The organism is Halothermothrix orenii H 168, assembly GCF_000020485.1.
Taxonomy (GTDB): Bacteria; Bacillota; Halanaerobiia; order Halanaerobiales; family Halothermotrichaceae; genus Halothermothrix; species Halothermothrix orenii.
This window is the reverse complement of sequence record NC_011899.1, coordinates 1,443,487-1,465,724: the sequence shown is the minus strand read 5'-3', so window position 1 is coordinate 1,465,724 and position 22,238 is coordinate 1,443,487. Positions and strand designations below refer to the sequence as shown.

The window sequence follows — 22,238 nt, the reverse complement described above, 5'->3', positions numbered from 1 at the left end:
AATCCTGATGGAACGGCAACGTCGGAAATGCCAGGAACGTTATCTGAAATCCCTAATTAAATTTATTATAGAGAGCAAGAAATTCAGTTGGACTAATCGATTTCACACTACTGTGTTTAAAATCATCTAAATTTCGTGTAACTATATAATCTATTTCGTTTTCATGTGAACTGATTTCTATTACTGCATCTTCAAAATCTTTAATTTTGGAATTTAAGGCTTTTCTTAGGATTGTTTCTGTTATTGGTATTATTTTAAACATATCTAAAAGTTCATTAAGAACAAATTTTACTTTGTTAGAGTTATTGTAATTTTTCATAAGAAAATAAGCTAAAGTGGTAATTTCATGTGCACATATATATCCTTGAATTTGGTTGTCATTGCATAATTCTATTATTTTAGCTGCTTGTACATGTTTTTTTCTTTTGTTTAAAAAATCAAGAATAACATTAAGATCAATTGTAATTTTTTTCATGAAAATTTCTCCTCAACTCTTTTTTATCTGGAATAGGTTGGCTTTCAAAGGCACCATATAACTTATTTATTTTGGGTTTAAAATTATTTTTATCAGGATTGTTTTCTTGTTTTTTAAGTTCATTAAGATATTCTTCTACAATATGGGAAATGGATTGGTTAGTTTTTTTAGAAAAAACATGTGCGAATTCAATTAAATCTTCATTAATGCTCAAAGTAAGCTTTTTTTGCATTCTGATCACTCCTTACGTATATTATTATATTACCATACGTATAAAATGTCAATGTGACATTGTGTATATTATGTCTAGATAAACCGGGACTTCAGATAACACGGTGTTCCCGTGACGCCACAGACCAGGCTACCCTGCGGGACATGCCCTCTGTCACAAAGCTTGAAATAAATGAGATTAGTAATGCAGCCGTAATCAAGCTTTGTGACAGGCCTCTGGCACAGGCACGTCGGGAACACCGGGAACGTTATCGGAAAGACAGGTATATTTTAATATTATTAAGGTGGGAGTATATATGACAAGAAACAGATGGATATTGAAGATTTATATTTTTATAATGATATTGACTATGATATTTGTCAATGTTCTAACTAATGCAAATGAACTATCTTGGGATGAGTACATAACAGAAGGATTAACTAATAATAAAATTAGAAATATGTTATCAACAAATGAAAGTATTAAGATAAATATTAAAGAATTAATGAAAAATAAAGAATTTACGAATGTAATGGAATCATGGGAACTTAATGCTATTAGTGATGCGTATTTGGTTGACGTAAATAATGATAATACTAAAGAACTTTTGTTGGTTTTATGTCAAGGTTCTATGAGAAATTATAGTTTTAAAATATATGAAAATAATGGTAATAATTTTGCTTTATTAGATGAAAAGGAAGGTTTTATGTCTCCAGTTATCTACAATAATAAAGTTCATTTTATTAAGGTAAAGTCTGACTTTGATACGAAATTTATTAGTCAAGTTATTGAGTACCGTTTTGATGGATCATCGTTTAGACAAAATGTGGTATATAACATTAAAAAATATTATGATATATCAGGAATTCATAAATTAAAAGGAATAATTAACAATAATTATTTAAATTCATTAGATAGTTATCCTGCATCAAATTCTGATATTATGTTAATCGAGAAATCAAATGGTGATCATAATATGAATGTAGTGATAAATGATAAAAAGAACAACAATGTATTTAAATATAATATTTATTTGCAATATACTTCTGTTGGTTATGCGCCAACTGAATGGAAAATTGGATCAAAGGATGAATTTACAAATCAATTTAAAGGAATGGAGCAAATATTTACTAGTAATGATGATTTAATTTGCTTTGGATATAAGTTTTATAAAGATAAATCTGATAACATTTTTATGTTAAAGATATCATATGATTTTTATAATAAGTTAGATAATGTAAAAGTTGAAGACTTAATAATACAAATATATAAATTTAACAAGGATTCTGTAGAAAAATATGATAGGATAATCATTCATCCAGAAATTGAAGTTCAAAAGAGTGACATTTAGGTAATATATTTATTTTTTTAGAAAGTTTATTAGTTTAGAGAACCTGTCCATCCGATAACACAGTATTTCCGTTACGGCTAAAGACCAGCCTACCCTACGGGACATGCCCTCAGGCACAAAGCTTGCAGTGAGAGTGAGGAAAGTGTGGCGAGTTGGCAAGCTTTGTGCCAGGCCCAAGGGGCACGGGCACGTCGAAAATACCCAGAACGTTAGGCGACATGTGAAAAATGGAGGAACATGATGAAAAAGACTTTTTATATTATCATTTTAATCGTTTTAATAAGTTCAATGGTATTATATTACATAAATTATGTTAATAACTATGAGGTAACTGAAGCAAAAGAACTTAATGATAAAATGATAAAAATAATAACAGAAGATATTAATAACAAGGATAAAATTGTTTTAGACTTAAATAAGATGACAAAATTTAATTGGAATAAGTTATATATTGTAGGTCCATATACTGACCCCAAAATATTTTGCAGTAAAAAAGGGGTCAAATGGTCTAATTCTATAATAACAACAATTAAATATGATGATGGAGTGTATTTATTGTTATTTGTTCAAGATAAGAAGGTAATCAAGTATCTTGATTTTTCAAGGAGATATGGTAGTTTTCCAGAGGGAGAATATGATAAAGGCAATTCCCTATTTGAAATAACAAAAAATAAAGATTATATAGATATTAATCATCTAAAAGAGATAAAATGATAAAAGTCACACGTCGCCTAACAAGGAATTTCCGCTTATCACTGGGTAGATAATTAAAAAAAACGTCCGTTGCCTGAAGGACATGCTCTTTGTCATGTCTTTTGCAATAGGGAAATCGTTACAACAGCAAAAGACCTGCCAACCCTATCGGGACGAGCACGTCTGAAATTCCTGGGACGTTATACGAAAGTGCAGACTGATTTTTTTGCATTTTAAATATTAAAAAGGACAGATATAAATATATTTAAAATTATCAATTAAGTTTGGGGTGATATTTATCAATAATAAATTAAACTCTGATTTAATAGCACCTTGTGGTTTTTATTGTGGGAGTTGTCCTTCTTATTTATCTGGAAAGTGTAAGGGATGTTATAATAATGAAACAGATAAATGCTTCACATATGATTGTGTATTAAAAAAAGATATTAATTTTTGTGGAGAATGCAAAGATTTTCCATGTAATTACATTATTAACAATGAAAAAGCGACTCTTATAAGTAAGAAATGGTTGAAATGGAAAAAACAACAATATAAATAATTGTTTTAATTATTATAAGCCGTCCGCACCATCGTATAACAAAGTGTTCCCGTCACGGCTACAGAGCAAGCCCTACTCTACGGGACATTGTCTTTGTAACGTCTTCTGCAATAAAGGGGTTAGGGGGTGGACGAGCAAAATCCGTTTCAATCCTTAGGTTAGTAATAATAATAAAACGTCCAGGACCGACAACATCGGGAACACCCGGAACGTTAGACGACATACCGGAGATAAGGGATTATACAAAGGGGGAAGGGGTTTTAAATGAAAATAAAAGTAATTTTTACGTTAATGGTAATTTTATTAGCTTTTACTACTGTAAGTTTAGCAAAAGATATTGGGTTTAAAGATGAAACAGAGGTCAGAGAGTATTGTGATACATTTGTTGAATATCTAATAAAAGAAGATACTCAAAATGCATTTGATTTAATTGAATCTCAATGGCTTTTCGTGCCTTCAGAAATACAAGCTATTGAGTTACAAACTGTTAAGCAATTAGAATTAGTTAAAGAGAGATTTGGTGAAATATTAGGTTATAAAATGTTAAAAAAAGAATTAGTAGATGAAATGTTTTTGAAATATACATATGTAATAAAGTATGAAAATCATATATTAAGATGGATATTTATTTTTTATAAGCCTAAAGAGTCATGGTTATTAAATACTTTTAGATTTGATGATTCAATAAGTAAGTTATTTGATGAATAAATATAAACGTATAGATCGCAAGGTGTTCCGGTACGTCGTCTAACAGAGTGTTCACGCTCCGGCTAAAAACCAGCCTGGCCCTTGGGGACATGCTCTTTGTCACCTTCCTGCTCCTGTAATAAAAACATTTGAATTAATTTTAGATAATATTAATAGAGAAAAGCAGGAAAGAACACAAAAGTTAATGGCTATAGTTAATTGTGGTTTTCCAGAAGCAAATCAGAATAGATTTGCTCTTGCTATTTGTGAACAGTTTGCTTTAGAAACAGGAATACAGTGGGTTGGAGGACTAGCTTTAGGTATGGGAGGAAATATTAGTGGAAAATCTTTTGATAAGTTAGGTAGTATGGTTGCAAATGTAAAAAAATCATTAGATTTAGTATTAAATCTTCATTAATGCTCAAAGTAAGCTTTTTTTGCATTCTGATCACTCCTTACGTATATTATTAAATTACCATACGTATAAAATGTCAATGTGACATTGTGTATATTATGTCTAGATAAGCCGGGACTTCAGATAACGGTGTTCCCGTGACACCACAGACCAGGCTACCCCGGGACATGCCCTCTGTCACAAAGCTTGAAATGAGTTAGGTAAGTAGCTTGGGCTGCAAACTTTGCGCCAGGCCCTTACGGGCACGAGCATGTCGGGAACCCTCGGGACGTTATGTGAAACCGACGACATATTTTAGTGGAAGGAGAAATCAGTTGTGGTTATACTATTGGGTGGAAATAGCTGTACAGGTAAAACATTAATGTCACAAAAATTACTTGAAAAGTATAATATTCCTTACTTTTCAATAGATCATCTTAAAATGGGTTTATATAGAAGCGATAGCAATTGTGGATTTACGCCTCTGGATAACAATGAAGTAATCGGGAAAAAATTATGGCCAATTATAAAAGAAATGATTATGACGATTATTGAAAATAATCAACACATAATAATTGAAGGCTGTTATCTTTTACCTCATTTGGTTAAAGATTTAGAGAATGAATACTCAAAACAAATTATTTCAGTCTTTTTAGGTTTTTCATCTAATTATATTAAGAATAATTTTACATCAAATATTATAAAACATAGAAGTGTAATTGAAACTCGTAAATACTCAGAAGAAAGGCCTATAACTCAATTTATTAATGAGCATGAAGAATTTAGAAAAAAATGCATTAAAGTCAATACAAATTACTTTGAGATTGACGATAATTATGAAGAAGAGATAAAAAGAGTTTATAATTTTATAGATAACCAAATAAGCGAAATTGGTTTTGAAAGAAAAAATATTTAAGAAATAATTTGATAATATGAGAAAGATAGTAGGTGTAAGAGTCGTCGACATCACATAACATGGTGTTCCCGTGACGCCAAAAACGTGGCTACTCTTTGAGACATGCCCTCTGTCATAAAGCTTGCAATGAATGAGGTAGATGTGACTGGCAAGCTTTGTGCCAGGCCTTTGGCCCGGGCACGTCGGGAACACCAATTTTTAATGAATTAAATTATCCAATAAAATTAATTGTAGAGAAAGATTTAGGCCATACTTTATCAGAAAACTTTTCTAATCATATAAAAAAAATCAATTGAATTTATTAATGAAACGTAAAGAACGTCGTATAACATGGGTTTAAGGTTCTGCTATCGCTGCACCCAAACTCATTCGCCAAGAACAGCCGCCCTAAGGCTCATGAACCTCTTAAACCCCAGGAACGTTATCTGAAATTCCTGACTAGAGCACACTCTGAAAAGATTAAATGTATCTAAATCATAATGTTATTATTAGGGGGAAAACCATGAAAGCTTTATTACTTAATGGAGAAAAGGATAATAAATCTTTAAATGTATATTCAAAAATTATTAGAAAAGAGCTTAAAAGTAGAGATTATGAAGTTAATACTGTTATATTGCATGAAAAAAGAATTGCTGACTGTATAGGTTGTTTTGGGTGTTGGATAAAAAAACCTGGTGTCTGCATTATAGACGACTATGCTCAAAAGATAGCAAATATGTTTATTAATTCAGATTTAGTAATTTATTTAACCCCGATAGTTTTTGGGGGGGATTCATATCAGCTTAAGAAAGCACTTGATAGAATGATTCCTTTAATTTCTCCTTTTTTTATCAAAGTCGATGGAGAGATACATCATAAACCACGTTATAAAGAGTACCCTTCAATTTTGGGAATAGGAGTAATGTCAAATTTTAATGAAGAACAAGTACAATTGTTCAATAATTTAATTAAGAGGAATAGTATTAATTTTCATTCACCAAATTATGTAAGTGAGGTTATTGTAAGTGATAAAGATATAGACCACATGCAAAAGAAAATAAATAAGCTTTTAAATAAGGTGAGTGATAAAAATGAATAATACAAAAAAAGTGACTTTATTAATTGGTAGTCCTAAAGGAGAATCTAGTACATCAGCAGTGTTAGGTCATTATATTTTAAAAAAGCTTAAAGAGAAAAGTTTCCAAACAGATGTTTTACATATACATTCACAATTAAAAACACAAAACAAAAGAGAACAGTTACTTAATAAAATTGAAAATACAGATTTAATAGTACTCACTTTTCCTCTTTATGTTGATACTCTTCCTGCTCCTGTAATAAAACATTTGAATTAATTTCAGATAATATTAATAGAGAAAAGCAGGAAAGAACACAAAAGTTAATGGCTATAGCTAATTGTGGTTTTCCAGAAGCAAATCAGAATAGATTTGCTCTTGCTATTTGTGAACAGTTTGCTTTAGAAACAGGAATACAGTGGGTTGGAGGACTAGCTTTAGGTATGGGAGGAAATATTAGTGGAAAATCTTTTGATAAGTTAGGCAGTATGGTTACAAATGTAAAAAAATCATTAGATTTAGTAAGTGAGTCTATAATTAAAGATGAAGAAATTCCTGAAAAAGCTATTGAATATATGGCAAAGCCACTTATGTCTAGCAAACGATTATATACTTTTATGGGAAATATGTCATGGAGGATTCAAGCTTTGAAAAATAAAGTTTATAGTAAATTAAATAATAAACCATTTGCTGATTAATTTTAATAATTTAACAATGAAAATGCGCCAGGAACTTCAGATAACAAGATTTCCCGTGACGCCAAAAAGCAGACTACCCTGTAGGGACATTACCTTTGTCATGTCTTTTGCAAAAGAAGGGTAAGAGGTTGTTGCAGCAAAAGCCATGCCAACCCTAACGGTACGGTAACGTCGAATCATAACTCAAAATTATATTTTTAATAAGGAATGATATTTAATGAGTGATAAAGCTGAGAGAAGCATAGTATGTCTTTTTCCTGATAACAAAATAGATGGATTAGAAAAATTCAGGCAAAAATATATTAAAAATTCTGGGAAGGCGGTACCTTTTCATATCACATTGTAATATGATTTTTACTTACCACATGAAATTGATGAAACAGTAATAGGTAAGTTAACTAGTATTGCAAGAAGAACCCCAAAATTTGATTTTTTTGCAAAACCATTATCAAGTTTTCCAACTACTAATGTGTTGTACTTATCACCGGTACCTGTAACACCAATTGAGAAATTAACAGAAAAATTATATAATAGTTTTCCACATTTTAGTGATAAAAAATTTGGTTTTCCAATTTATCATATGACCATAGCTTTTGGGCAAAAAATTGAAGAAAATCGACGAATTATTGAAGAGTATTTTGCAAAGTTTGGAAAAACCCCTTTAGTTTTGAAAGCTGGAAAAATTGGAATATATATCAAGAAGGGAAATGATTGGAGTGAGTATATATCTTTTGATTTAGGTTAAGTACAAGGTGGTTTAATTCTTTTATGACAATAAATTTATGTCAGCCACTTCATGTTACACGGTATTTCTGTGACGGCTAAATATCGGTTTTCCGTTAATATCAAGCTTTAATGGTGAAAAGGATTTATTATATTACGTTGACATACAAAACGAAGGAATTAAATGGTATGTGGATGATAGAAAAAATTCAAAGGATAGTAGGGGGTAGTAGGTTAACTCAAGTTGATCCATTGAAAAAAGTGATGGATGAACACATAGTTTGTTTTACCATAATAGATAAAAAAGAAAAATTAGAAGAATTAAGTTTAGTTTTAGAAAAAAAGTACGGAGAAATGGTTGAAATACTTCTAATGGAAAACGACTATTTTCCTGGATGGTATTGGTTAACAATTCATGATGTAAAAGCAACAAAGGACCAGGCTATAAAGGAACTAGTAAAAATAACTGGTCATAATTTAAATGATTTAATTGTTTTTGGTGATAATGCTAATGATATTAAAATGTTCAGGGAAGCTTTAAAAGCAGTAGCAGTAAGTAATGCAAAAAATGAATTAAAGAAATATGCAGATGAAATTATTGGGTCAAACCAAGATGATAGTGTAGTAAAGTACTTAATAAATAATAGCAATACGGATACGTTATACGACATGTGATAAAGGTTTGTAACATACGTATTATTAAAAAGAAAGGAGGTATGGTATTTGACTATTGTATTATTAATTGTAGGGATTTTTCTAAGTGTATTAGGCCTCTTAATCTGGAAGTATAATTTAGTAAATCTAATTGCAGGTTATAGTGAGGAAAAAACTAGGGATAAGCAGGGATTGGCAAAATGGGTAGGAAAAAATATTCTTATAATGGGAGCACTGACTATACTAATATCTATTTTAGAATATTTACTTAATATTACAATGTGGATAGTAGTCACTTTTATTATAATAGTAGTTGTTTTAAGTATTCGAACTAATATAGGTTGTAAAAAATATGAAAAATAAAAATTTTTAAAACTGAGTAAAATATTATTTTAGTCTTATGTTAGTAATAGGAAAATAAAATATACAATAACAGCTGATATTGGGACATGGCTTTATTATTATTTCTTTTGCAGAGGGGTAAGGGGTACAGCAAAAGCCATGTTAACACCAGAGGAACGGCAACGTCGGGAACACCAGGAACGTTATATGACATACCTAAATTAACAAGAAACGTAAATGAAGCAAAAATTATAACCTAGCAATTCAGGTCAAGAATTTTCCATGTTAAATGTGTTATCCTTTTTATAGGAGGTGAAAATATGGAGAGGAAAAAATTAATGCAGTTAAACGTATGCAAGATTATATAGAGAAACATATTAGGAAACCAATTACTTTACATCAGCTCGCCCGGGCAGCTGGTTATTCTCCCTGGCATTCTGGGAGAATTTTTAAAGAACTAATTGGAAAAACTCCTTTTGAATATATTAGAAAATTTCGTCTTTCTCGAGCTGCTGTTAAACTCAGAGATGAAGACCAACCGGATAATACAAATCAGATGCAGTTGTGATAAGCTTAGAACATAAAAGCGGTTATTCTGCAATTGTAATATTTCCATATAAGAAAAATCTATTTGGCAAATATAAATGGAAAACCTTGTTTGCTATAGAAGGAGAGAAGAACATCTTTGAATAGAATTTAAGGGTACACCTTCTATGGTAAACTCTGGATTTCGGAGGAGGATATTTACATTTTTCAAAATAATGAGCATGAATTTGAAAAATATGGAGTTCGTAAAATTCTATGACAAAACTTACGGAAGGAATGAATTTTATGAAAAAAAAGTTATTATTAATTAATCCATCAAATCCCTGTAAAACAGGTTTAACAGTTAATAAAAGTTCAAGATTTCCACCTTTAGGTTTAGGTATAATTGCAGCACTTACACCAAGCGATTGGAATATAAAAATTGTTGATGAGAATTTTGATACTTTTAGATATGAAGATGCAGATTTGGTAGGGTTAACAGCGTTTACTTCTTCAGCAACAAGGGCTTATGAAATTGCTAAACAATACCGGGAAAGAGGCATCCCAACAATTATAGGTGGAATACATGCCTCTATGATGCCGGATGAAGCCAAACAATATGTAGATACAGTAGTAATAGGTGAAGCTGAGGGGATATGGCCTGAAGTCATATCAGATTTTGAAGAAGGAAAACTGAAAAAAATTTATCAAAGCAAATTAAATGAAGCAGATATAATCCCAAAAGCCAGACATGATTTATTTCATCCAGGATATATGTTTGGAGCAGTACAAACAGCGAGGGGTTGCCCTATGGATTGCGAATTTTGTTCAGTTACACAATTTAATGGGTATAAATACCGTCAAAGACCAATTAAAGATGTATTAGATGAATTAGAAAGTATACCACAAAAAATGATATTTTTTGTTGATGATAACATTCTTGGACATGGAAAAAACGCTAATGAGCGTGCTATAAAACTTTTTAAGGGTATGATAAATCGTGGAATAAAAAAAGAATGGTTTTGCCAGGCATCAATTAATTTTGCTGAAAATGAAGAAGTACTAAAATATGCCGCAAAAAGTGGTTGTAAAATGGTTTTTATAGGTTTAGAAGCTGAAGATGTAGAATCCTTAGATAGTGTAAACAAAAAAATGAATATTAAAGTAGGTTCAAATAAATATAAGGATGTAATAGATAAAATTAATAGCTATAAAATAGCTGTTTTGGGATCTTTTATTTACGGGCTAGATAATGATACTATAGAATCTCTTCAGAGAAGAATTGAATATATAATTAAATGTCCAGTAGATGTTATGCAAACGACTATACTGACTCCACTTCCAGGCACTAGGTTATTTAAAAAGTTATCAGATGAAGGAAGATTGCTCTATAATAATTATCCTGATGATTGGGTACATTTTGATATGACTGAAGTTACCTATAATCCAGTACATATGACTCCAGAACAATTATCGCAATTGATGAGTACCAGTAATTGCCGTTTATATTCAATGAAAGTAATATTATCAAAATTTTTTAAAACGTTATTTTCTACAAAAAGCTTGAGTGCAAGTATTTGGGCATTAAGTTCTAATTTCAATTATCGTAATGTTGCTCTTGGTATAGAGAAGGAAAAACTTAAGTAAAATCAGGGAAACGTTCATATAACACGAGATTATGGTTTCGATGTGCTTCATCCAAGTTCATTCAACTGTAGTTTTTTTTAAAAGGCCGGTAGTTCAAAACAGGAAAAAATATGCTATGATATTTATAGTAGTTCCTGTTCTCTTTATATTTTCCGCATTTGTAATGATCCCAAATTTAGTTTTGATGTATAGGTTTGACAAATGATTGCGCTGTTTGCCAAACGGTCGTCTAATACTGTGATTAATTATAAATGACAATCATGTCGGGACACTAACGTCGGAAATACCAGGAACGTTAGGGAGAAATATTTTAGATGCTACTACATATAACTTTAAATTAAGGAGGAAAATAAAACAATGGATGAAAATATTAAATGGCACCAAACTATGAAAATAGAAAGAATACTAGATAATATTAGAAATAATAATATGAAGGGTTTTTATGTAAAGACTCGAGAAGATTTGATTAACAAAATAAAGGAGCTTGTTCCGGAGGGATCTGTCGTTGGAGTTGGAGATTCAATGACTTTATTTGAAACTGGTATTATAAATTTATTAAGACAAGAAAATTATATATTTTTAGATAAATATAAAGAGGGCTTAACAAGAGCTGAAAAGGATAAACTTTATTTAGATATTTTTAGTGCTGACACTTTTTTATGTAGTACAAATGCAATCACAGAAAAAGGAGAATTATATAATATAGATGGGTACGGAAATAGGGTATCTGCAATGATTTTTGGCCCCAAACAGGTTATTATTGTAGCTGGAAAAAATAAAATAGTTAAGGATTTAGAAGAGGCAAAAAATAGAGTTAAGAATATCGCAGCTCCTATTGACGCAAAAAGACTTAATAAAGATACTCCATGTACAAAAGTTGGATATTGTGTAGATTGTAATTCGAAGGATAGAATATGTAATAATATAACAATAATAAAAAGACAGCTTAAAAAAAACCGAATTAAAATTATTATAGTTGACGAAAATTTAGGATACTAAAATACTTCGTCTAACATGGTATTTCCGTTGACGGCTAAAGAGCGAGCCTACCCTGCGGGACATTGCCTTTGTCATGTCTTTTGCTATATAAGGGTATATGGTGGCTAAAGCTATGACAATTCTAAGAACAATTTATATTTGCCTGAAATTACGGAAGAGAATATTCCTGAGGAGCCCAGTGCGGTAATTCTGCATGATAGAACGTTAGACTACATTGGCTAATTCAATAAATATATCTGGAGGAGATATAATGCAGAATAAAATTTCTAAAGCTTGGAATTGGAATAAAAGTACAGATGAGATATGGTTTATACCTTGTGAGGAATCATACTATTTAATCAATCGTTGGAAAGAAAAAGGATTTAATAATTTTCTTGATTTAGGCTGTGGAAGAGGAAGACATTCAATACAGTTTGCTAAAGCTGGATTCAATGTTAAAGCCATTGATTTATCCCCGGTAGCAATAGAAGGGTTAACCGAATGGGCAAACAAAGAAAATCTTTCAGTAAAAACACAGGAAAAGTTATTTAATGAGGTTGGTTATCGTAACTTTGATTTAATATTTAAGAAAAAAGAAGCAGCTATTTATGTAGAAGAAAAGTAAACTATTCTATTTTGATTTTAAAATAAAGTAAAGTGTATAATAAAATGGAAAGGATGATTTTATTGTCTAATGCGGAAATTAAAGATAAAAATTACAAAAAATTAAAAAGAAATGCCCAAAATATAATATTAAAATATTTAGGAGAAAAAAGAGAAATTGATGGGGTTTATAATAATAATTGGGTTTTTTTAACTACTGATAATAAAAAGCCATATATGGTTAAATTTGTCCCCCAAAATGAGGCAAGAAGATTAGAAATTGAAAATACAATGTATAAATTTATTACTTCTAAAACAGACATACCTGTTCCTGAAGTTTTAACTTATGGTCAAAATCAACATGGAAGTTATTTATTAAGAGAAGTTATTGAAGGTCATAGTTTAAAAGAATATTTTAAAAAGACCAGGAATGTTGAAAATATATTTTATGAGGCGGGACAAATACTGGCTAAATTACATAGTATTGAGTTTGAAGATAAAGGCATTATAAAACCCGATTTGTCTGTCAAAAAGTATGATATTTTTTCAAAAACCGAATATTTATTTTTTCTTGAAAAACTTTTTGTCAATGGTGTTATTTCTCGTGAAAAATATTCATTATTAAAAAAAGTTGATATTAATTATTATTTTGGTGGAAGAAAAAATGTACTATGCCATTGTGATTATACTCCGAACAATATTTTAGTCAAAAATAATCAGATTGTAGGAATAATAGATTTTGAATGGGCATCTTCTGCACCATTTATGGATGATCTTGTTTCATTTGATTTGTTTGCTGAACTTGATGGTTTTAATAGGCAAATTAATTCATATTATAAGGGATATAAGCTTATAAAGGAAATAGATAAATTTTATTTTGAAAATATAAACTTTTATAAATTTTATCGACTAATTACAATGCTATCATACCAGGTAGGAGTAACTGATGAAAGATATGATTACCAATTTTATAATAAAATGCGAAAAAGATTTAAAGATATAATTGCAAATTGTCAATTTTAAACTTTGTACTTAATATTACGTATATTAAATTTTACAGTCACTTTATTGAACTGGTAAAAAAGGAACGGGCGTCGTCTAACACAGTATTTCCATAATGGCAAAGACCAGCCTACCCTTGCAAAATATGCTCCTTATTCACAAAGCTTGCAATGATGATATTTTTATAATTAGTTCAAAAAATTTTCTTTAATAGTGTAGTAAATGTTATCTCCTTGTGAAAAAGGGCAGACCTTCATGCAAATACTACAGCCCAGTGTTTTGCTAAATTGTGGGTAACACTTTTCACGGTCAATACAGGTTCTTGTTTGATTTATTCCCGGAATATTTTCAATAGATGGTTGTTTTTTAGGATAGATTGCCTGAGTAGGACATGATTTTTCACATTTTCTACATTTTTCACAAAAATTTTCAATTCAGACATGTTCGTGATTATCGGTAAATTCAAAAAGCTTATTTTTTATCAAAATTGGTGCAATTCGGTTACGGGGTCCGAATTGTGGAGTAATTAATAATCCGTTATGTCCTTGCCAACCCAGTCCAGCTTTACCTGCTAAAGGTGATGTATCTACCAGACCACCAAGAGGGTGGTTGCTTTGACATTTGATTCCGAAATTTTTACGTAACCAGTTAGCGATATCGTTTACAGCAATTCCTAATGAATTATAAACTCTCTGTACTTCTTCTCCCGCATCAAGCTCAGGAGCCAAATCTATTTTATTTTTATCCATTTCCTGGATACAGACCAGGGCATATTTAAATAAGACAGCTTTATCTTTAAATATTAGTTGTCTTGGCAGTTCAGTAAAGCCAATGATAACTCCCCACTTTTCCCATGCATAGTTTTTTAATTTATTCCATAATTCTTTATTTGGATAACTTTCAATTAGGTATTTTTCTTGAGCCGTTGATGAAATTTGACCACTTTCATTAATTTCATTAAGATATTCTTCTAGATCTGTAAAACATTTATTTCTTTCGCGAAGCATAGAAGGCATATATTTAGCCATTATTTTTAGTATTTTCAAAGCATTTTTTAATCCCATTGCAAAAAACATATTTTTTATTAATAAACCATGTTTAGACTCGAAATATTCAAACCCTTCCTGTACAGAATTCTTGTGGGCCATAATGACTTTATCGGGATGTTTTTTTATACGCTTAAGAAATTTCCTTTCCATTTTGGTTTGAATTTGTGAAAATTTTTTACCCATATAAGGTTCCCCCTTTAGTGAATGTAATTACTTACTTGCATTAAAGATAAAAGATTTTATTCAAGAAGATCAGTAATCAGTTTTTCTATACAGGTGTTAAAATCAATTGCTGGTTTAAAGGGTCTGATGATATGATTATTCATGAATAGCCCCCAGACAGCAGAAAGGAAGTTAATTGTGAAAATATCTGGTTGAGAAATATTTATTTCTTTGTTCTTTTTTAAATAATCTATTATAATATCTTTTATTTCATTTGCAAATTTATCTAAAGGTAATCTCATTTTATCAATAGAGGTTTCCTCATTTTTCAATTCAATTTTTATTAAGGATAAATTATATTTAAATATCTCGTATAACGAATGAGCCATACATAATAAAAATTCTTTAGGGTTTTTATTATTCAGGGCATTAACATCAGGAATATTTGGTTTAAATATAAATTGTTCAAATACTTCTTCAAAGAGTTTTTCTTTAGATTTAAAATGTCTAAATATAGTTACCTCATTTACCCCGGCTTTTTCAGATATTTCTTTTGTGGTTACATTACTGTAACCCTTTTTTGAAAAAAGTTTAAGGGCCGCAGTTAGTATAGCTTTTGAAGTTTTTTCTTTTGACATATTACCACCTCATGCAAGTACTTGCTTACATTATATTATAATATTTTGTTTCTGTCAAAAGTATTTTTTTTTACTAAATTGAAGGAACATTATTGGTTTGAAAGAAAGATATATGTAAAGCGAACACGTCATCTTGCATAAATAATATGAAAACTTTATATGAAATGAAGACCATATTTTAAGTTTTATCAAGGAGGTTTTTAAGATCAACGTAACAAATTAAATTGAAGAAGAATTTAAACCCTAATTTTGTACATCAGATGAGTTTATTTATGATGGTATGGAATCACAATTTAGATATTCTTTTATAAACCATTTGATGGTACAGAAAGCTCTCATTGGTTTTATAGAAGATATTTATATGATTTTTTTATTTACAACAGGAGGTAAAGGGAAAAAATTATTAGATTTTGACCTGGTGACACTGTTAAACATTGACAAACAAATAAATTATTGTTACAATTATTTTGGAACATTAAACATAAAAAAGGGAAGTGCCTTAATGCAAGTTGGTTTATTAATCTAAATTACTAAATTAAATAATACCATTCTTTCTTAAGTTTTTAGTTTTTAAAGCTTTAATTCCCGGGGATTAGTGCGTCTTTTTTGAAGAACCAGGCTAAGACTTAAGAGAGATAATTTTTTAGATTAATAAACCCCAGTATATAGGAAAAGATTATATAGTGATGTATGTTTATACTATGGGGGATTATTACCATAGTATTTTTAGTTTATATGATATAAATAATCTTTTATATCATTATTAAAGTGCTGTATAATATGATTATTTTTTTAAACTGGTTTTGTTCTTCAAGGAATTTTTTGTTTGATTTATTTAAGCCATGGGTTTATTATCTAACTCATGGCTTTTTTTATATGTGTACTTTGTAGTTTTTGGTGATAGTGTAGGAAAGTACTATCTGCTCTGAGGAAAGGATTGGATAATATGGTTTAGATATTGGACTCGAAAGGGGTGAGTAAACATAGAAACTAAATATCAACCTAAATTAAAGTAAAGGTGTTCAACCCTACACGTTGAAAATAAAAAATACAAAATATTACAATGGGAGGATAAGAAATGGAACTTTCAAAATTTAGATTGAAAAACAAATGTAGATTAGAAAAAATAAAAGAAATCAAACAGTTATTTATTAAGACTTTTTCAGATTCCGAAGGTGAATCAGAAGGAAAGTTAATAGGAAATTTAGTATTTGATCTTATGACTAAGACTGACAGTCAAGATCTACATGCTTTTATTGCTATTTCCAACAAAAAAATTATAGGAAGTATTATTTTTTCCAGGTTAAGGTTTGAAAGAAGTCAGATTAATGCTTTTTTATTATCACCGGTGGCGGTTCACCCTGCCTATCAAGGAAAAGGAATAGGACAGAAATTAATTAATTTTGGTCATACAGATTTGAAAAAGAATGGAGTAGAACTGGTTTTTACTTATGGTGATATTAATTTTTATTCTAAAGTTGGTTACAAAGTGATCCCGGAAAAAGTAGTAAAAGCTCCTTTAGAACTGTCGTATCCAGAAGGCTGGTTAGCTCAATCATTGGTGAGTGATAATATTGAGCCCATTTCAGGCAATTCATACTGCGTAGAAGCAATTAATAAACCTGAATATTGGTAATAGTTAACGTCTGTAATTAAAAAGGGAGATGATTTAAATAGTGGATACAGAAAATGAATTGGAATAATGTAAAAACGAGGGAGACCAGGACCATAATAATAAACAGGGAGGAAAATACATTGAATTTAGTGGATTTAGGTTGGAATCAAGATTTTGAAAGTAAATTTAACCAAATTAATAATAAAGAAAATTATCAAGTAGCTAGAGTTGCTGTAGAGTATAAGGGGATCTATAAGTTGTATACTGAAGCAGGAGAAGTATTAGGAGAGATTACAGGAAAGATGCGTTATAACAATAAATTTCCTGTGGTAGGTGATTGGGTAATTGCAGATTTACAAAGTGGAGGGAAGCGAGCTATAATCCATGATATCTTGCCTAGAAAGAGTAAGTTTTCTAGAAATAGAGCTGGAAGTAAAACTCAAGAACAGATAGTAGCTTCTAATATTGATACTATTTTTATAGTTACTTCTTTAAATCAAGATTTTAATTTAAGGAGAATAGAAAGATATTTGACAATTGCCTGGGATAGTGGTGCTAATCCTGTTGTAATTTTAAACAAGGCTGATTTATGTGATGAGATTGAAGTTAGAAAAAGTGAAGTGGAATCTATTGCTTTTGGGGTACCAATTTATGTAATTGCTGCTTTAGAAAATGAAGGTGTTGATCAGTTAAAAAGATATTTTAAGAGAGGAGAAACTGTTGCTTTATTAGGTTCTTCAGGAGTAGGAAAGTCTACTTTGATTAATAGCCTACTTGGTAAGGAAAAGATGAAGGTTAATAATGTTAGAGAAGATGATGGAAAGGGAAGACATACTACTACTCGTAGAGAGATGATACTTTTAGATGAAGGGGGAATAATTATTGATACTCCAGGAATGAGAGAAATTCAATTGTGGGATGTTTCTGAAGGAATAGGTAATAGCTTTTCAGATATAGAAAAATTGGCTCAGGATTGTTATTTTAATGATTGTCAGCATGAATCTGAGCCTAAATGTGCAGTTAAGAAAGCTATTGAAGAAGGTATAATTACAGAGGAAAGGTTTAATAGTTACAAGAAGCTCCAACGGGAAAGGAAATATATTGAGATTAAAAAGGAACGGGGAGCTAATGCAATGGAAAAATACAAATGGGATATAATTATGGGAGAAGAATCTTAATGTACCAGTTTTTTGGGGATGTTTTACAATACTAGAAGAGTAGATGTTGGTAGATTTAAGATGATTAAAGCTAATAAATATTTTGATGTATAATTATGGTGGGAAGAATGTGCTAAATATAATCCTTATATAACTGATGCAGTAGAAGATAATAAAAGGTAAAGTTAAAAATTATTGGGATACATTATAACAAAAAATAAAAGATTTTAAAAAAATCCTCTGAAATTTAATTAATGAATTTTGGAGGATTTTTTATTTTATAATGGAAATTATATGTTATAAATGTATTACTTTTAATTTAAAATGACGCACCTCAGATAATATGGGACTTTGGTGGTCATAAATTTTAAAATTAATATATATTAAGGATAATTATTTGAATGAAAGGGGTTAAGTATGGATAATAAAACAATTATTAAATGGACAAATAGAATAGCACTTTTTGTTATTATATTACTTGTTTATTGGGTTTTTATTTTTATCTCCATAACAGTATTTGGGTTGAAAGTATTTAGAGAAAATATTACTGAACTTTTTTATTTGTCAATAGTAGGGATTATTGGTATATTAATTGGAGTTGTAATTGTAAATATAATGTTTAATTTAACAAGTATTTCAGAATCATTAAAAAAATCGAAGCGCCAGGATGTTAATAAAAAACGCAATAAGTTATGGATGGCTTTAATAATATTATCTTTTCCTTTAATTTTAGGGATCTTGTTTTTTGGGGATTATAGAACTACAAAAATAAGAGAACAGAAATTAATCGAAGCAGCTAAATATTCTATAACAAATAATCAAGAAATTACTGAAAATTTTTTGAATTATTCATTTAATGAACAGTATCTTCAACAAACAGCAGAAGGTTTAAAATTTATTGCAAAACAAGCAGAAAGCTTTCCATCAATTAGTATTATAATTGAAGATACTATTAATGGAAAAGATGTTTTTTTAAGATTTACAAGTTATTTTTATAAAGACAAAAACAAAAATTATTCAAAAATTGATTACATTTATGCTTGTTCACCAGAAGAACAAGAATATTTAAAATCAATATTTGATGGAAATAATAATGAATATTTATTTAGTGCTTATGATGGTAATTATGAATTATATTATCCTTATAAAAGAGGAAAGAATGTAATTATTTTATATTTTACTGATAGAAAACAATATGGTAAGTTTGGTTCTTAAAAAACATTAACGACTCATATTAAAAACAAGATTCGCTACACCGTGTCTATTTCTTTTACATAAAGTACTAAAAGGAGGTTTTCCAAATCCAATAATGATAAAACCAGAAAAATTAAAAAGAGGAGATAAAGTAGCAACTGTAAGTTTGTCCTGGGGTGGGGCAGGGGATAAAGATTATAGGAACAGATATGAGATAGGTAAAATAAGAATAGAAAAATTATTTGGCTTAAAAGTTGTAGAAATGCCAAATAGTTTAAAAGGCAGTCAATAAACTTCAGTAATTCTTAAAAGTTTAAGTATAATCTTGCGTGAGAAAGCATACGTGTATGTTATAATTAATGAAAATAGAAAGAGTGAAATAATAATGGGTAAATTCATAGATTTGAGCCAGGAAATAATTGATAATATGAATGTTCATCCATATGACGATAAAGTTAAATTATATCAGGATAAATATTTAGAAGAAGATGAGTATAATAATTTTAGATTAGAAATTGGAATGCATGCTGGTACTCATATAGATACACCGATGCATTTAACTGATCGGAAAATATTTATAAGCGAGATACCCTTAGAGAAATTTGCTGGAAGTGGTTGTTTACTTGATGTAAGAGATGAAAAAATAATTGGTTTTAAACAAGAATATATAGATGTCGTTAATGAAAACGATATTGTAATATTGTATACAGGTTATAGTGATAAATATGGCACAGACGAATATTATACAAACCATCCAGTAATTAGTGAAGCTTTAGCTGATTTTTTAGTTGACAAAAATATAAAAATGTTGGGAATGGATATGCCTTCGCCCGATAACTATCCATTTGAGATACATAAAAAACTTTTTAAAAATAACATATTAATAATTGAGAATTTGACTAATTTATCCGAGTTAGTAAAATTTAATAAATTTAATATAATTGCTTTTCCTTTAAAGATTAAAGCTGAAGCGTCTATGGTTAGAGTTGTTGCCAATATAGAACTTTAAAGAGCAGGCAACAAATCCACATAAACCAGCTAATATAAGTTGAGCGGTTTTTAAAAACAATATGGTTACATAAAAATTAGGTAAATATACAAAAAAATCCAAAAATGCATTCATGACTAATAAATTAGGAGGTATTTGATGATTAAGTTTTTAACCCATTACTATAGAACTGGAACTACTCCCTTTAAAAGTTTATCAGAACTACCAGAGAAGGAAGCTATTAAAAAAATGGAAAAATTGTATGTAGATAATGCAATATGGGGTCGATTCAAAGATCCAGCAATCTATTTACGAGAAAGGAAGAAAACAGAATCTTGGCTAAGGGAACAATTTATATCAAAAGGAGGTCATCCTAAGGAAGATTATCCAATTTATATGGTTTTGGGAGAATGTAAAAAGATAGAGGAAAACATGAAGAAATATAAACTATCAAAAATTCAAATACCACTTTCAGATTTTAAGGAAGAGGACGTAAGCTTTACTTTTATAGATAGTATGTTCTCGTATCAATTAGGTTGTGATAAATCTCCTGAATATTATCAACCTGAGTATCATGGTAAAGTGTTTACGCTATCTGAAATATATTCTATAATTGAAGAAAGAGAATTACTGGAAAAAGATTGGTGGGGAAATCTGCCAGATGATTTTATCCCTTATATAGAAGCTCAGGTTTGGAATCACGAAATACTCAAGGGTAAGGGGTTATTGAAGTAAAAATTCTATAAACTCTGCCGGGATGGTATCGCCAGAAATTTCAGGCAAAAGAATACTATACTATATTTTTTTCTGGCATTTGTGAAATAGAGGGATAATAACTTGTTTTAATTATTTAAAATTTAAGGGATAATAAATATTGATTTGTCTTATTAGATTTAATCAGTATAGGATTTACAAACATTTAGTAAGGAGGAAGTTGGTTACAATGATGAAATACGAAAAAGAGCTTTTGAGTGGGATATACTTAATTATTATCAGTATTTTCATGCCCTGGCAAGGTATAATAGGATACTATAAAATTCATGGCGGAAAGGGAGGCGTAGAAGCCAGGATTGAAGAAACAATAATCGGCCATGAGTATATTGCTGGTTGGGCTATATTAATTTGCTCGTTAATATTATTGGTACTTACTTTTATAAAAAAAACCCCAGCTTTGAAAGATAGATTAGTCGCTGCTAATTATTTTTTTATTTTCTTAATCATTGCTTTATTTATTATTAAAGGAGTGGTTCCAGTATTTAAAGATAAAGTTTCACCTCATGTTGGGATGTTAAGCTTATTGATAGGATGTATATTCCTTCTAAAAGCACTTAAAGATATGAAATCTGTGTGAGTGAAACTACATGCTGGAAAGGAACCAATGAAAAGAAGGAGGAGTTGGGATACTTGTCTGAAATTGTTTATAAGAATGATTTTTCTTTTACGGAAAAAGATATTTTAAGTTTATATGATAACGTGGGATGGGTAGAGTATACTAAAAATACGAAAAAACTTATTAGAGCTTTAAAAAATTCCTTATATATATTAACAGCATGGGATGACAATAAGCTGGTTGGATTAATTCGAATTGTTGGTGATGAGGAAACAATTATCTATATACAGGATATTCTGGTCTTGAAAGAATATCAACGACAGGGAATAGGTTCACAATTATTGAAAGCAGTTCTTGATAAATATAACAGGGTTAGACAAATAGTTCTTTTGACTGATGATACTGAAAAAACAAAATTATTTTATAAAGCAAATGGGTTTGAACCAGCTAATAAATTAAATCTTGTTTCATATGTAATAATAAATAATTGAAGGGTGATTGTATTGTTTTTTTGATAAACCGTAAAATAAAAAGTATACCCTCAGTTATAAATTATGTAAGTAATAAGGTAAGTAGTTTGTGTAGTAAATTT

Annotated in this window: 30 protein-coding genes and 2 pseudogenes; 26 read left to right on the top strand and 6 right to left on the bottom strand. The window is 29.7% G+C overall.

Annotated elements, in window-relative coordinates:
• Window positions 1–52: 52 nt before the first annotated feature.
• Together HORE_RS07140 and HORE_RS07135 are read right to left on the bottom strand one after the other, a co-directional pair.
• Window positions 53–475, bottom strand: a complete 423-nt coding sequence (locus HORE_RS07140) for a PIN domain-containing protein (RefSeq protein ID WP_012636306.1) — start codon at window positions 473–475, stop codon at window positions 53–55.
• Window positions 456–707 carry a DUF6364 family protein gene (locus HORE_RS07135; RefSeq protein ID WP_012636305.1) on the bottom strand — a complete coding sequence of 84 codons (252 nt, stop codon included), beginning with the start codon at window positions 705–707 and terminating at the stop codon, window positions 456–458. The genes HORE_RS07140 and HORE_RS07135 overlap by 20 nt, the downstream gene beginning before the upstream one ends.
• 53 nt (window positions 708–760) lie before the next feature.
• Here HORE_RS07135 and HORE_RS12950 point away from each other — a divergent pair, with 53 nt between their 5' ends.
• From HORE_RS12950 to HORE_RS13310, 4 genes are all read left to right on the top strand, one after another.
• Window positions 761–1,006, top strand: a complete 246-nt coding sequence (locus HORE_RS12950) for a hypothetical protein (RefSeq protein WP_167935770.1) — start codon at window positions 761–763, stop codon at window positions 1,004–1,006.
• Entirely contained in the window at window positions 1,003–2,037 is a 1,035-nt protein-coding gene (locus HORE_RS07130) for a hypothetical protein (RefSeq protein ID WP_012636304.1), read from the top strand. Before HORE_RS12950 ends, HORE_RS07130 begins: the two co-directional genes overlap by 4 nt.
• Before the next feature lie 240 nt (window positions 2,038–2,277).
• Window positions 2,278–2,751, top strand: a complete 474-nt coding sequence (locus HORE_RS07125) for a hypothetical protein (RefSeq protein ID WP_012636303.1) — start codon at window positions 2,278–2,280, stop codon at window positions 2,749–2,751.
• Between the two features lie 268 nt (window positions 2,752–3,019).
• Complete coding sequence (locus HORE_RS13310; RefSeq protein WP_167935769.1) at window positions 3,020–3,289, top strand: DUF3795 domain-containing protein; 270 nt, start codon at window positions 3,020–3,022, stop codon at window positions 3,287–3,289.
• Window positions 3,290–3,347: 58 nt separating this feature from the next.
• On the opposite strand, the gene HORE_RS12945 is transcribed toward HORE_RS13310, so the two are convergent.
• Window positions 3,348–3,512 (bottom strand): hypothetical protein, encoded by a 165-nt coding sequence (locus tag HORE_RS12945; RefSeq protein ID WP_167935768.1) that lies wholly within the window; start codon window positions 3,510–3,512, stop codon window positions 3,348–3,350.
• A gap of 41 nt (window positions 3,513–3,553) precedes the next feature.
• Between HORE_RS12945 and HORE_RS07120 the strand changes: the two genes are divergently transcribed.
• From HORE_RS07120 to HORE_RS07055, 14 genes and pseudogenes are all read left to right on the top strand, one after another.
• A complete protein-coding gene (locus HORE_RS07120) occupies window positions 3,554–3,997 on the top strand; it encodes a hypothetical protein (protein ID WP_012636302.1) in 444 nt (147 codons plus the stop codon).
• Window positions 3,998–4,181: 184 nt separating this feature from the next.
• Window positions 4,182–4,394 (top strand): hypothetical protein, encoded by a 213-nt coding sequence (locus HORE_RS07115; RefSeq protein WP_012636301.1) that lies wholly within the window; start codon window positions 4,182–4,184, stop codon window positions 4,392–4,394.
• Window positions 4,395–4,707: 313 nt separating this feature from the next.
• A complete protein-coding gene (locus HORE_RS07110; protein WP_012636300.1) occupies window positions 4,708–5,286 on the top strand; it encodes a P-loop NTPase family protein in 579 nt (192 codons plus the stop codon).
• A gap of 502 nt (window positions 5,287–5,788) precedes the next feature.
• Window positions 5,789–6,364: a flavodoxin family protein gene (locus tag HORE_RS07105; RefSeq protein ID WP_012636299.1), complete on the top strand. Its 576-nt coding sequence runs from the start codon at window positions 5,789–5,791 to the stop codon at window positions 6,362–6,364.
• Window positions 6,357–6,620 carry an NAD(P)H-dependent oxidoreductase gene (locus tag HORE_RS07100; RefSeq protein WP_012636298.1) on the top strand — a complete coding sequence of 88 codons (264 nt, stop codon included), beginning with the start codon at window positions 6,357–6,359 and terminating at the stop codon, window positions 6,618–6,620. Before HORE_RS07105 ends, HORE_RS07100 begins: the two co-directional genes overlap by 8 nt.
• A gap of 47 nt (window positions 6,621–6,667) precedes the next feature.
• On the top strand, window positions 6,668–7,039 hold the full coding sequence (locus HORE_RS07095; RefSeq protein WP_012636297.1) for a hypothetical protein: 372 nt from the start codon (window positions 6,668–6,670) through the stop codon (window positions 7,037–7,039).
• Window positions 7,040–7,409: 370 nt separating this feature from the next.
• Window positions 7,410–7,784, top strand: a complete 375-nt coding sequence (locus HORE_RS07090) for a 2'-5' RNA ligase family protein (protein ID WP_143710043.1) — start codon at window positions 7,410–7,412, stop codon at window positions 7,782–7,784.
• A gap of 173 nt (window positions 7,785–7,957) precedes the next feature.
• Window positions 7,958–8,437 (top strand): HAD family hydrolase, encoded by a 480-nt coding sequence (locus HORE_RS07085; RefSeq protein WP_143710042.1) that lies wholly within the window; start codon window positions 7,958–7,960, stop codon window positions 8,435–8,437.
• Window positions 8,438–8,485: 48 nt separating this feature from the next.
• Entirely contained in the window at window positions 8,486–8,779 is a 294-nt protein-coding gene (locus HORE_RS07080; RefSeq protein ID WP_012636294.1) for a DUF3784 domain-containing protein, read from the top strand.
• Window positions 8,780–9,110: 331 nt separating this feature from the next.
• Window positions 9,111–9,293: pseudogene (locus HORE_RS13305) on the top strand (helix-turn-helix domain-containing protein); the annotation flags it as partial.
• Between the two features lie 296 nt (window positions 9,294–9,589).
• Window positions 9,590–10,930 carry a B12-binding domain-containing radical SAM protein gene (locus HORE_RS07070; protein WP_012636292.1) on the top strand — a complete coding sequence of 447 codons (1,341 nt, stop codon included), beginning with the start codon at window positions 9,590–9,592 and terminating at the stop codon, window positions 10,928–10,930.
• Window positions 10,931–11,287: 357 nt separating this feature from the next.
• Window positions 11,288–11,929 carry a lactate utilization protein gene (locus tag HORE_RS07065; protein ID WP_012636291.1) on the top strand — a complete coding sequence of 214 codons (642 nt, stop codon included), beginning with the start codon at window positions 11,288–11,290 and terminating at the stop codon, window positions 11,927–11,929.
• A gap of 250 nt (window positions 11,930–12,179) precedes the next feature.
• Window positions 12,180–12,533, top strand: coding sequence for a class I SAM-dependent methyltransferase (locus HORE_RS07060; RefSeq protein ID WP_012636290.1), 354 nt, complete (start codon window positions 12,180–12,182; stop codon window positions 12,531–12,533).
• A gap of 44 nt (window positions 12,534–12,577) precedes the next feature.
• Window positions 12,578–13,534 (top strand): phosphotransferase, encoded by a 957-nt coding sequence (locus tag HORE_RS07055; protein WP_041605948.1) that lies wholly within the window; start codon window positions 12,578–12,580, stop codon window positions 13,532–13,534.
• A 167-nt stretch (window positions 13,535–13,701) separates the two neighbouring features.
• Here HORE_RS07055 and HORE_RS13350 read toward each other — a convergent pair whose 3' ends face one another.
• From HORE_RS13350 to HORE_RS07045, 3 genes are read right to left on the bottom strand one after another with little or no spacing between them, the layout of a single operon-like run.
• A complete protein-coding gene (locus HORE_RS13350) occupies window positions 13,702–13,947 on the bottom strand; it encodes a 4Fe-4S double cluster binding domain-containing protein (RefSeq protein WP_083763098.1) in 246 nt (81 codons plus the stop codon).
• Window positions 13,948–14,745, bottom strand: a complete 798-nt coding sequence (locus HORE_RS12475; protein WP_012636288.1) for a hypothetical protein — start codon at window positions 14,743–14,745, stop codon at window positions 13,948–13,950.
• 56 nt (window positions 14,746–14,801) lie between these two features.
• Window positions 14,802–15,362, bottom strand: a complete 561-nt coding sequence (locus tag HORE_RS07045) for a TetR/AcrR family transcriptional regulator (RefSeq protein WP_012636287.1) — start codon at window positions 15,360–15,362, stop codon at window positions 14,802–14,804.
• Between the two features lie 1,078 nt (window positions 15,363–16,440).
• Between HORE_RS07045 and HORE_RS07035 the strand changes: the two genes are divergently transcribed.
• The 8 genes and pseudogenes from HORE_RS07035 to HORE_RS07005 all read left to right on the top strand — a co-directional run bounded on the left by HORE_RS07035 (window position 16,441) and on the right by HORE_RS07005 (window position 22,137).
• Entirely contained in the window at window positions 16,441–16,998 is a 558-nt protein-coding gene (locus HORE_RS07035; protein WP_012636286.1) for a GNAT family N-acetyltransferase, read from the top strand.
• Window positions 16,999–17,117: 119 nt separating this feature from the next.
• Entirely contained in the window at window positions 17,118–18,155 is a 1,038-nt protein-coding gene (gene rsgA / locus HORE_RS07030; protein ID WP_041606516.1) for a ribosome small subunit-dependent GTPase A, read from the top strand.
• A gap of 396 nt (window positions 18,156–18,551) precedes the next feature.
• A complete protein-coding gene (locus HORE_RS07025; RefSeq protein WP_012636284.1) occupies window positions 18,552–19,349 on the top strand; it encodes a hypothetical protein in 798 nt (265 codons plus the stop codon).
• Window positions 19,350–19,443: 94 nt separating this feature from the next.
• Window positions 19,444–19,614 (top strand): annotated as a pseudogene (locus HORE_RS12810) (LD-carboxypeptidase); the annotation flags it as partial.
• A gap of 99 nt (window positions 19,615–19,713) precedes the next feature.
• On the top strand, window positions 19,714–20,337 hold the full coding sequence (locus tag HORE_RS07020; RefSeq protein ID WP_041606515.1) for a cyclase family protein: 624 nt from the start codon (window positions 19,714–19,716) through the stop codon (window positions 20,335–20,337).
• Window positions 20,338–20,475: 138 nt separating this feature from the next.
• Window positions 20,476–21,051, top strand: coding sequence for a hypothetical protein (locus HORE_RS07015; protein WP_012636281.1), 576 nt, complete (start codon window positions 20,476–20,478; stop codon window positions 21,049–21,051).
• A gap of 208 nt (window positions 21,052–21,259) precedes the next feature.
• Window positions 21,260–21,667 (top strand): hypothetical protein, encoded by a 408-nt coding sequence (locus HORE_RS07010; protein WP_041605945.1) that lies wholly within the window; start codon window positions 21,260–21,262, stop codon window positions 21,665–21,667.
• A 53-nt stretch (window positions 21,668–21,720) separates the two neighbouring features.
• Window positions 21,721–22,137: a GNAT family N-acetyltransferase gene (locus HORE_RS07005; protein ID WP_012636280.1), complete on the top strand. Its 417-nt coding sequence runs from the start codon at window positions 21,721–21,723 to the stop codon at window positions 22,135–22,137.
• Window positions 22,138–22,238 lie beyond the last annotated feature (101 nt).

What these genes read in the sequence shown, in the direction of transcription:
- HORE_RS07130 (WP_012636304.1), top strand. Translation starts at nt 1,003, where the DNA reads ATGACAAGAAACAGATGGATATTGAAGATTTATATTTTTATAATGATA.
- HORE_RS07095 (WP_012636297.1), top strand. Translation starts at nt 6,668, where the DNA reads ATGGCTATAGCTAATTGTGGTTTTCCAGAAGCAAATCAGAATAGATTT.
- HORE_RS07045 (WP_012636287.1), bottom strand. Translation starts at nt 15,362, where the DNA reads ATGTCAAAAGAAAAAACTTCAAAAGCTATACTAACTGCGGCCCTTAAA.
- HORE_RS07100 (WP_012636298.1), top strand. Translation starts at nt 6,357, where the DNA reads ATGAATAATACAAAAAAAGTGACTTTATTAATTGGTAGTCCTAAAGGA.
- HORE_RS07120 (WP_012636302.1), top strand. Translation starts at nt 3,554, where the DNA reads ATGAAAATAAAAGTAATTTTTACGTTAATGGTAATTTTATTAGCTTTT.
- HORE_RS07060 (WP_012636290.1), top strand. Translation starts at nt 12,180, where the DNA reads ATGCAGAATAAAATTTCTAAAGCTTGGAATTGGAATAAAAGTACAGAT.
- HORE_RS07115 (WP_012636301.1), top strand. Translation starts at nt 4,182, where the DNA reads ATGGCTATAGTTAATTGTGGTTTTCCAGAAGCAAATCAGAATAGATTT.
- HORE_RS07065 (WP_012636291.1), top strand. Translation starts at nt 11,288, where the DNA reads ATGGATGAAAATATTAAATGGCACCAAACTATGAAAATAGAAAGAATA.
- HORE_RS12475 (WP_012636288.1), bottom strand. Translation starts at nt 14,745, where the DNA reads ATGGGTAAAAAATTTTCACAAATTCAAACCAAAATGGAAAGGAAATTT.
- HORE_RS07135 (WP_012636305.1), bottom strand. Translation starts at nt 707, where the DNA reads ATGCAAAAAAAGCTTACTTTGAGCATTAATGAAGATTTAATTGAATTC.
- HORE_RS07035 (WP_012636286.1), top strand. Translation starts at nt 16,441, where the DNA reads ATGGAACTTTCAAAATTTAGATTGAAAAACAAATGTAGATTAGAAAAA.
- HORE_RS07070 (WP_012636292.1), top strand. Translation starts at nt 9,590, where the DNA reads ATGAAAAAAAAGTTATTATTAATTAATCCATCAAATCCCTGTAAAACA.
- HORE_RS07105 (WP_012636299.1), top strand. Translation starts at nt 5,789, where the DNA reads ATGAAAGCTTTATTACTTAATGGAGAAAAGGATAATAAATCTTTAAAT.
- HORE_RS07140 (WP_012636306.1), bottom strand. Translation starts at nt 475, where the DNA reads ATGAAAAAAATTACAATTGATCTTAATGTTATTCTTGATTTTTTAAAC.
- HORE_RS07085 (WP_143710042.1), top strand. Translation starts at nt 7,958, where the DNA reads ATGATAGAAAAAATTCAAAGGATAGTAGGGGGTAGTAGGTTAACTCAA.
- HORE_RS07015 (WP_012636281.1), top strand. Translation starts at nt 20,476, where the DNA reads ATGATTAAGTTTTTAACCCATTACTATAGAACTGGAACTACTCCCTTT.
- HORE_RS07020 (WP_041606515.1), top strand. Translation starts at nt 19,714, where the DNA reads ATGGGTAAATTCATAGATTTGAGCCAGGAAATAATTGATAATATGAAT.
- HORE_RS07025 (WP_012636284.1), top strand. Translation starts at nt 18,552, where the DNA reads ATGGATAATAAAACAATTATTAAATGGACAAATAGAATAGCACTTTTT.
- HORE_RS07010 (WP_041605945.1), top strand. Translation starts at nt 21,260, where the DNA reads ATGATGAAATACGAAAAAGAGCTTTTGAGTGGGATATACTTAATTATT.
- HORE_RS12945 (WP_167935768.1), bottom strand. Translation starts at nt 3,512, where the DNA reads ATGTCGTCTAACGTTCCGGGTGTTCCCGATGTTGTCGGTCCTGGACGT.
- HORE_RS07125 (WP_012636303.1), top strand. Translation starts at nt 2,278, where the DNA reads ATGAAAAAGACTTTTTATATTATCATTTTAATCGTTTTAATAAGTTCA.
- HORE_RS07055 (WP_041605948.1), top strand. Translation starts at nt 12,578, where the DNA reads ATGGAAAGGATGATTTTATTGTCTAATGCGGAAATTAAAGATAAAAAT.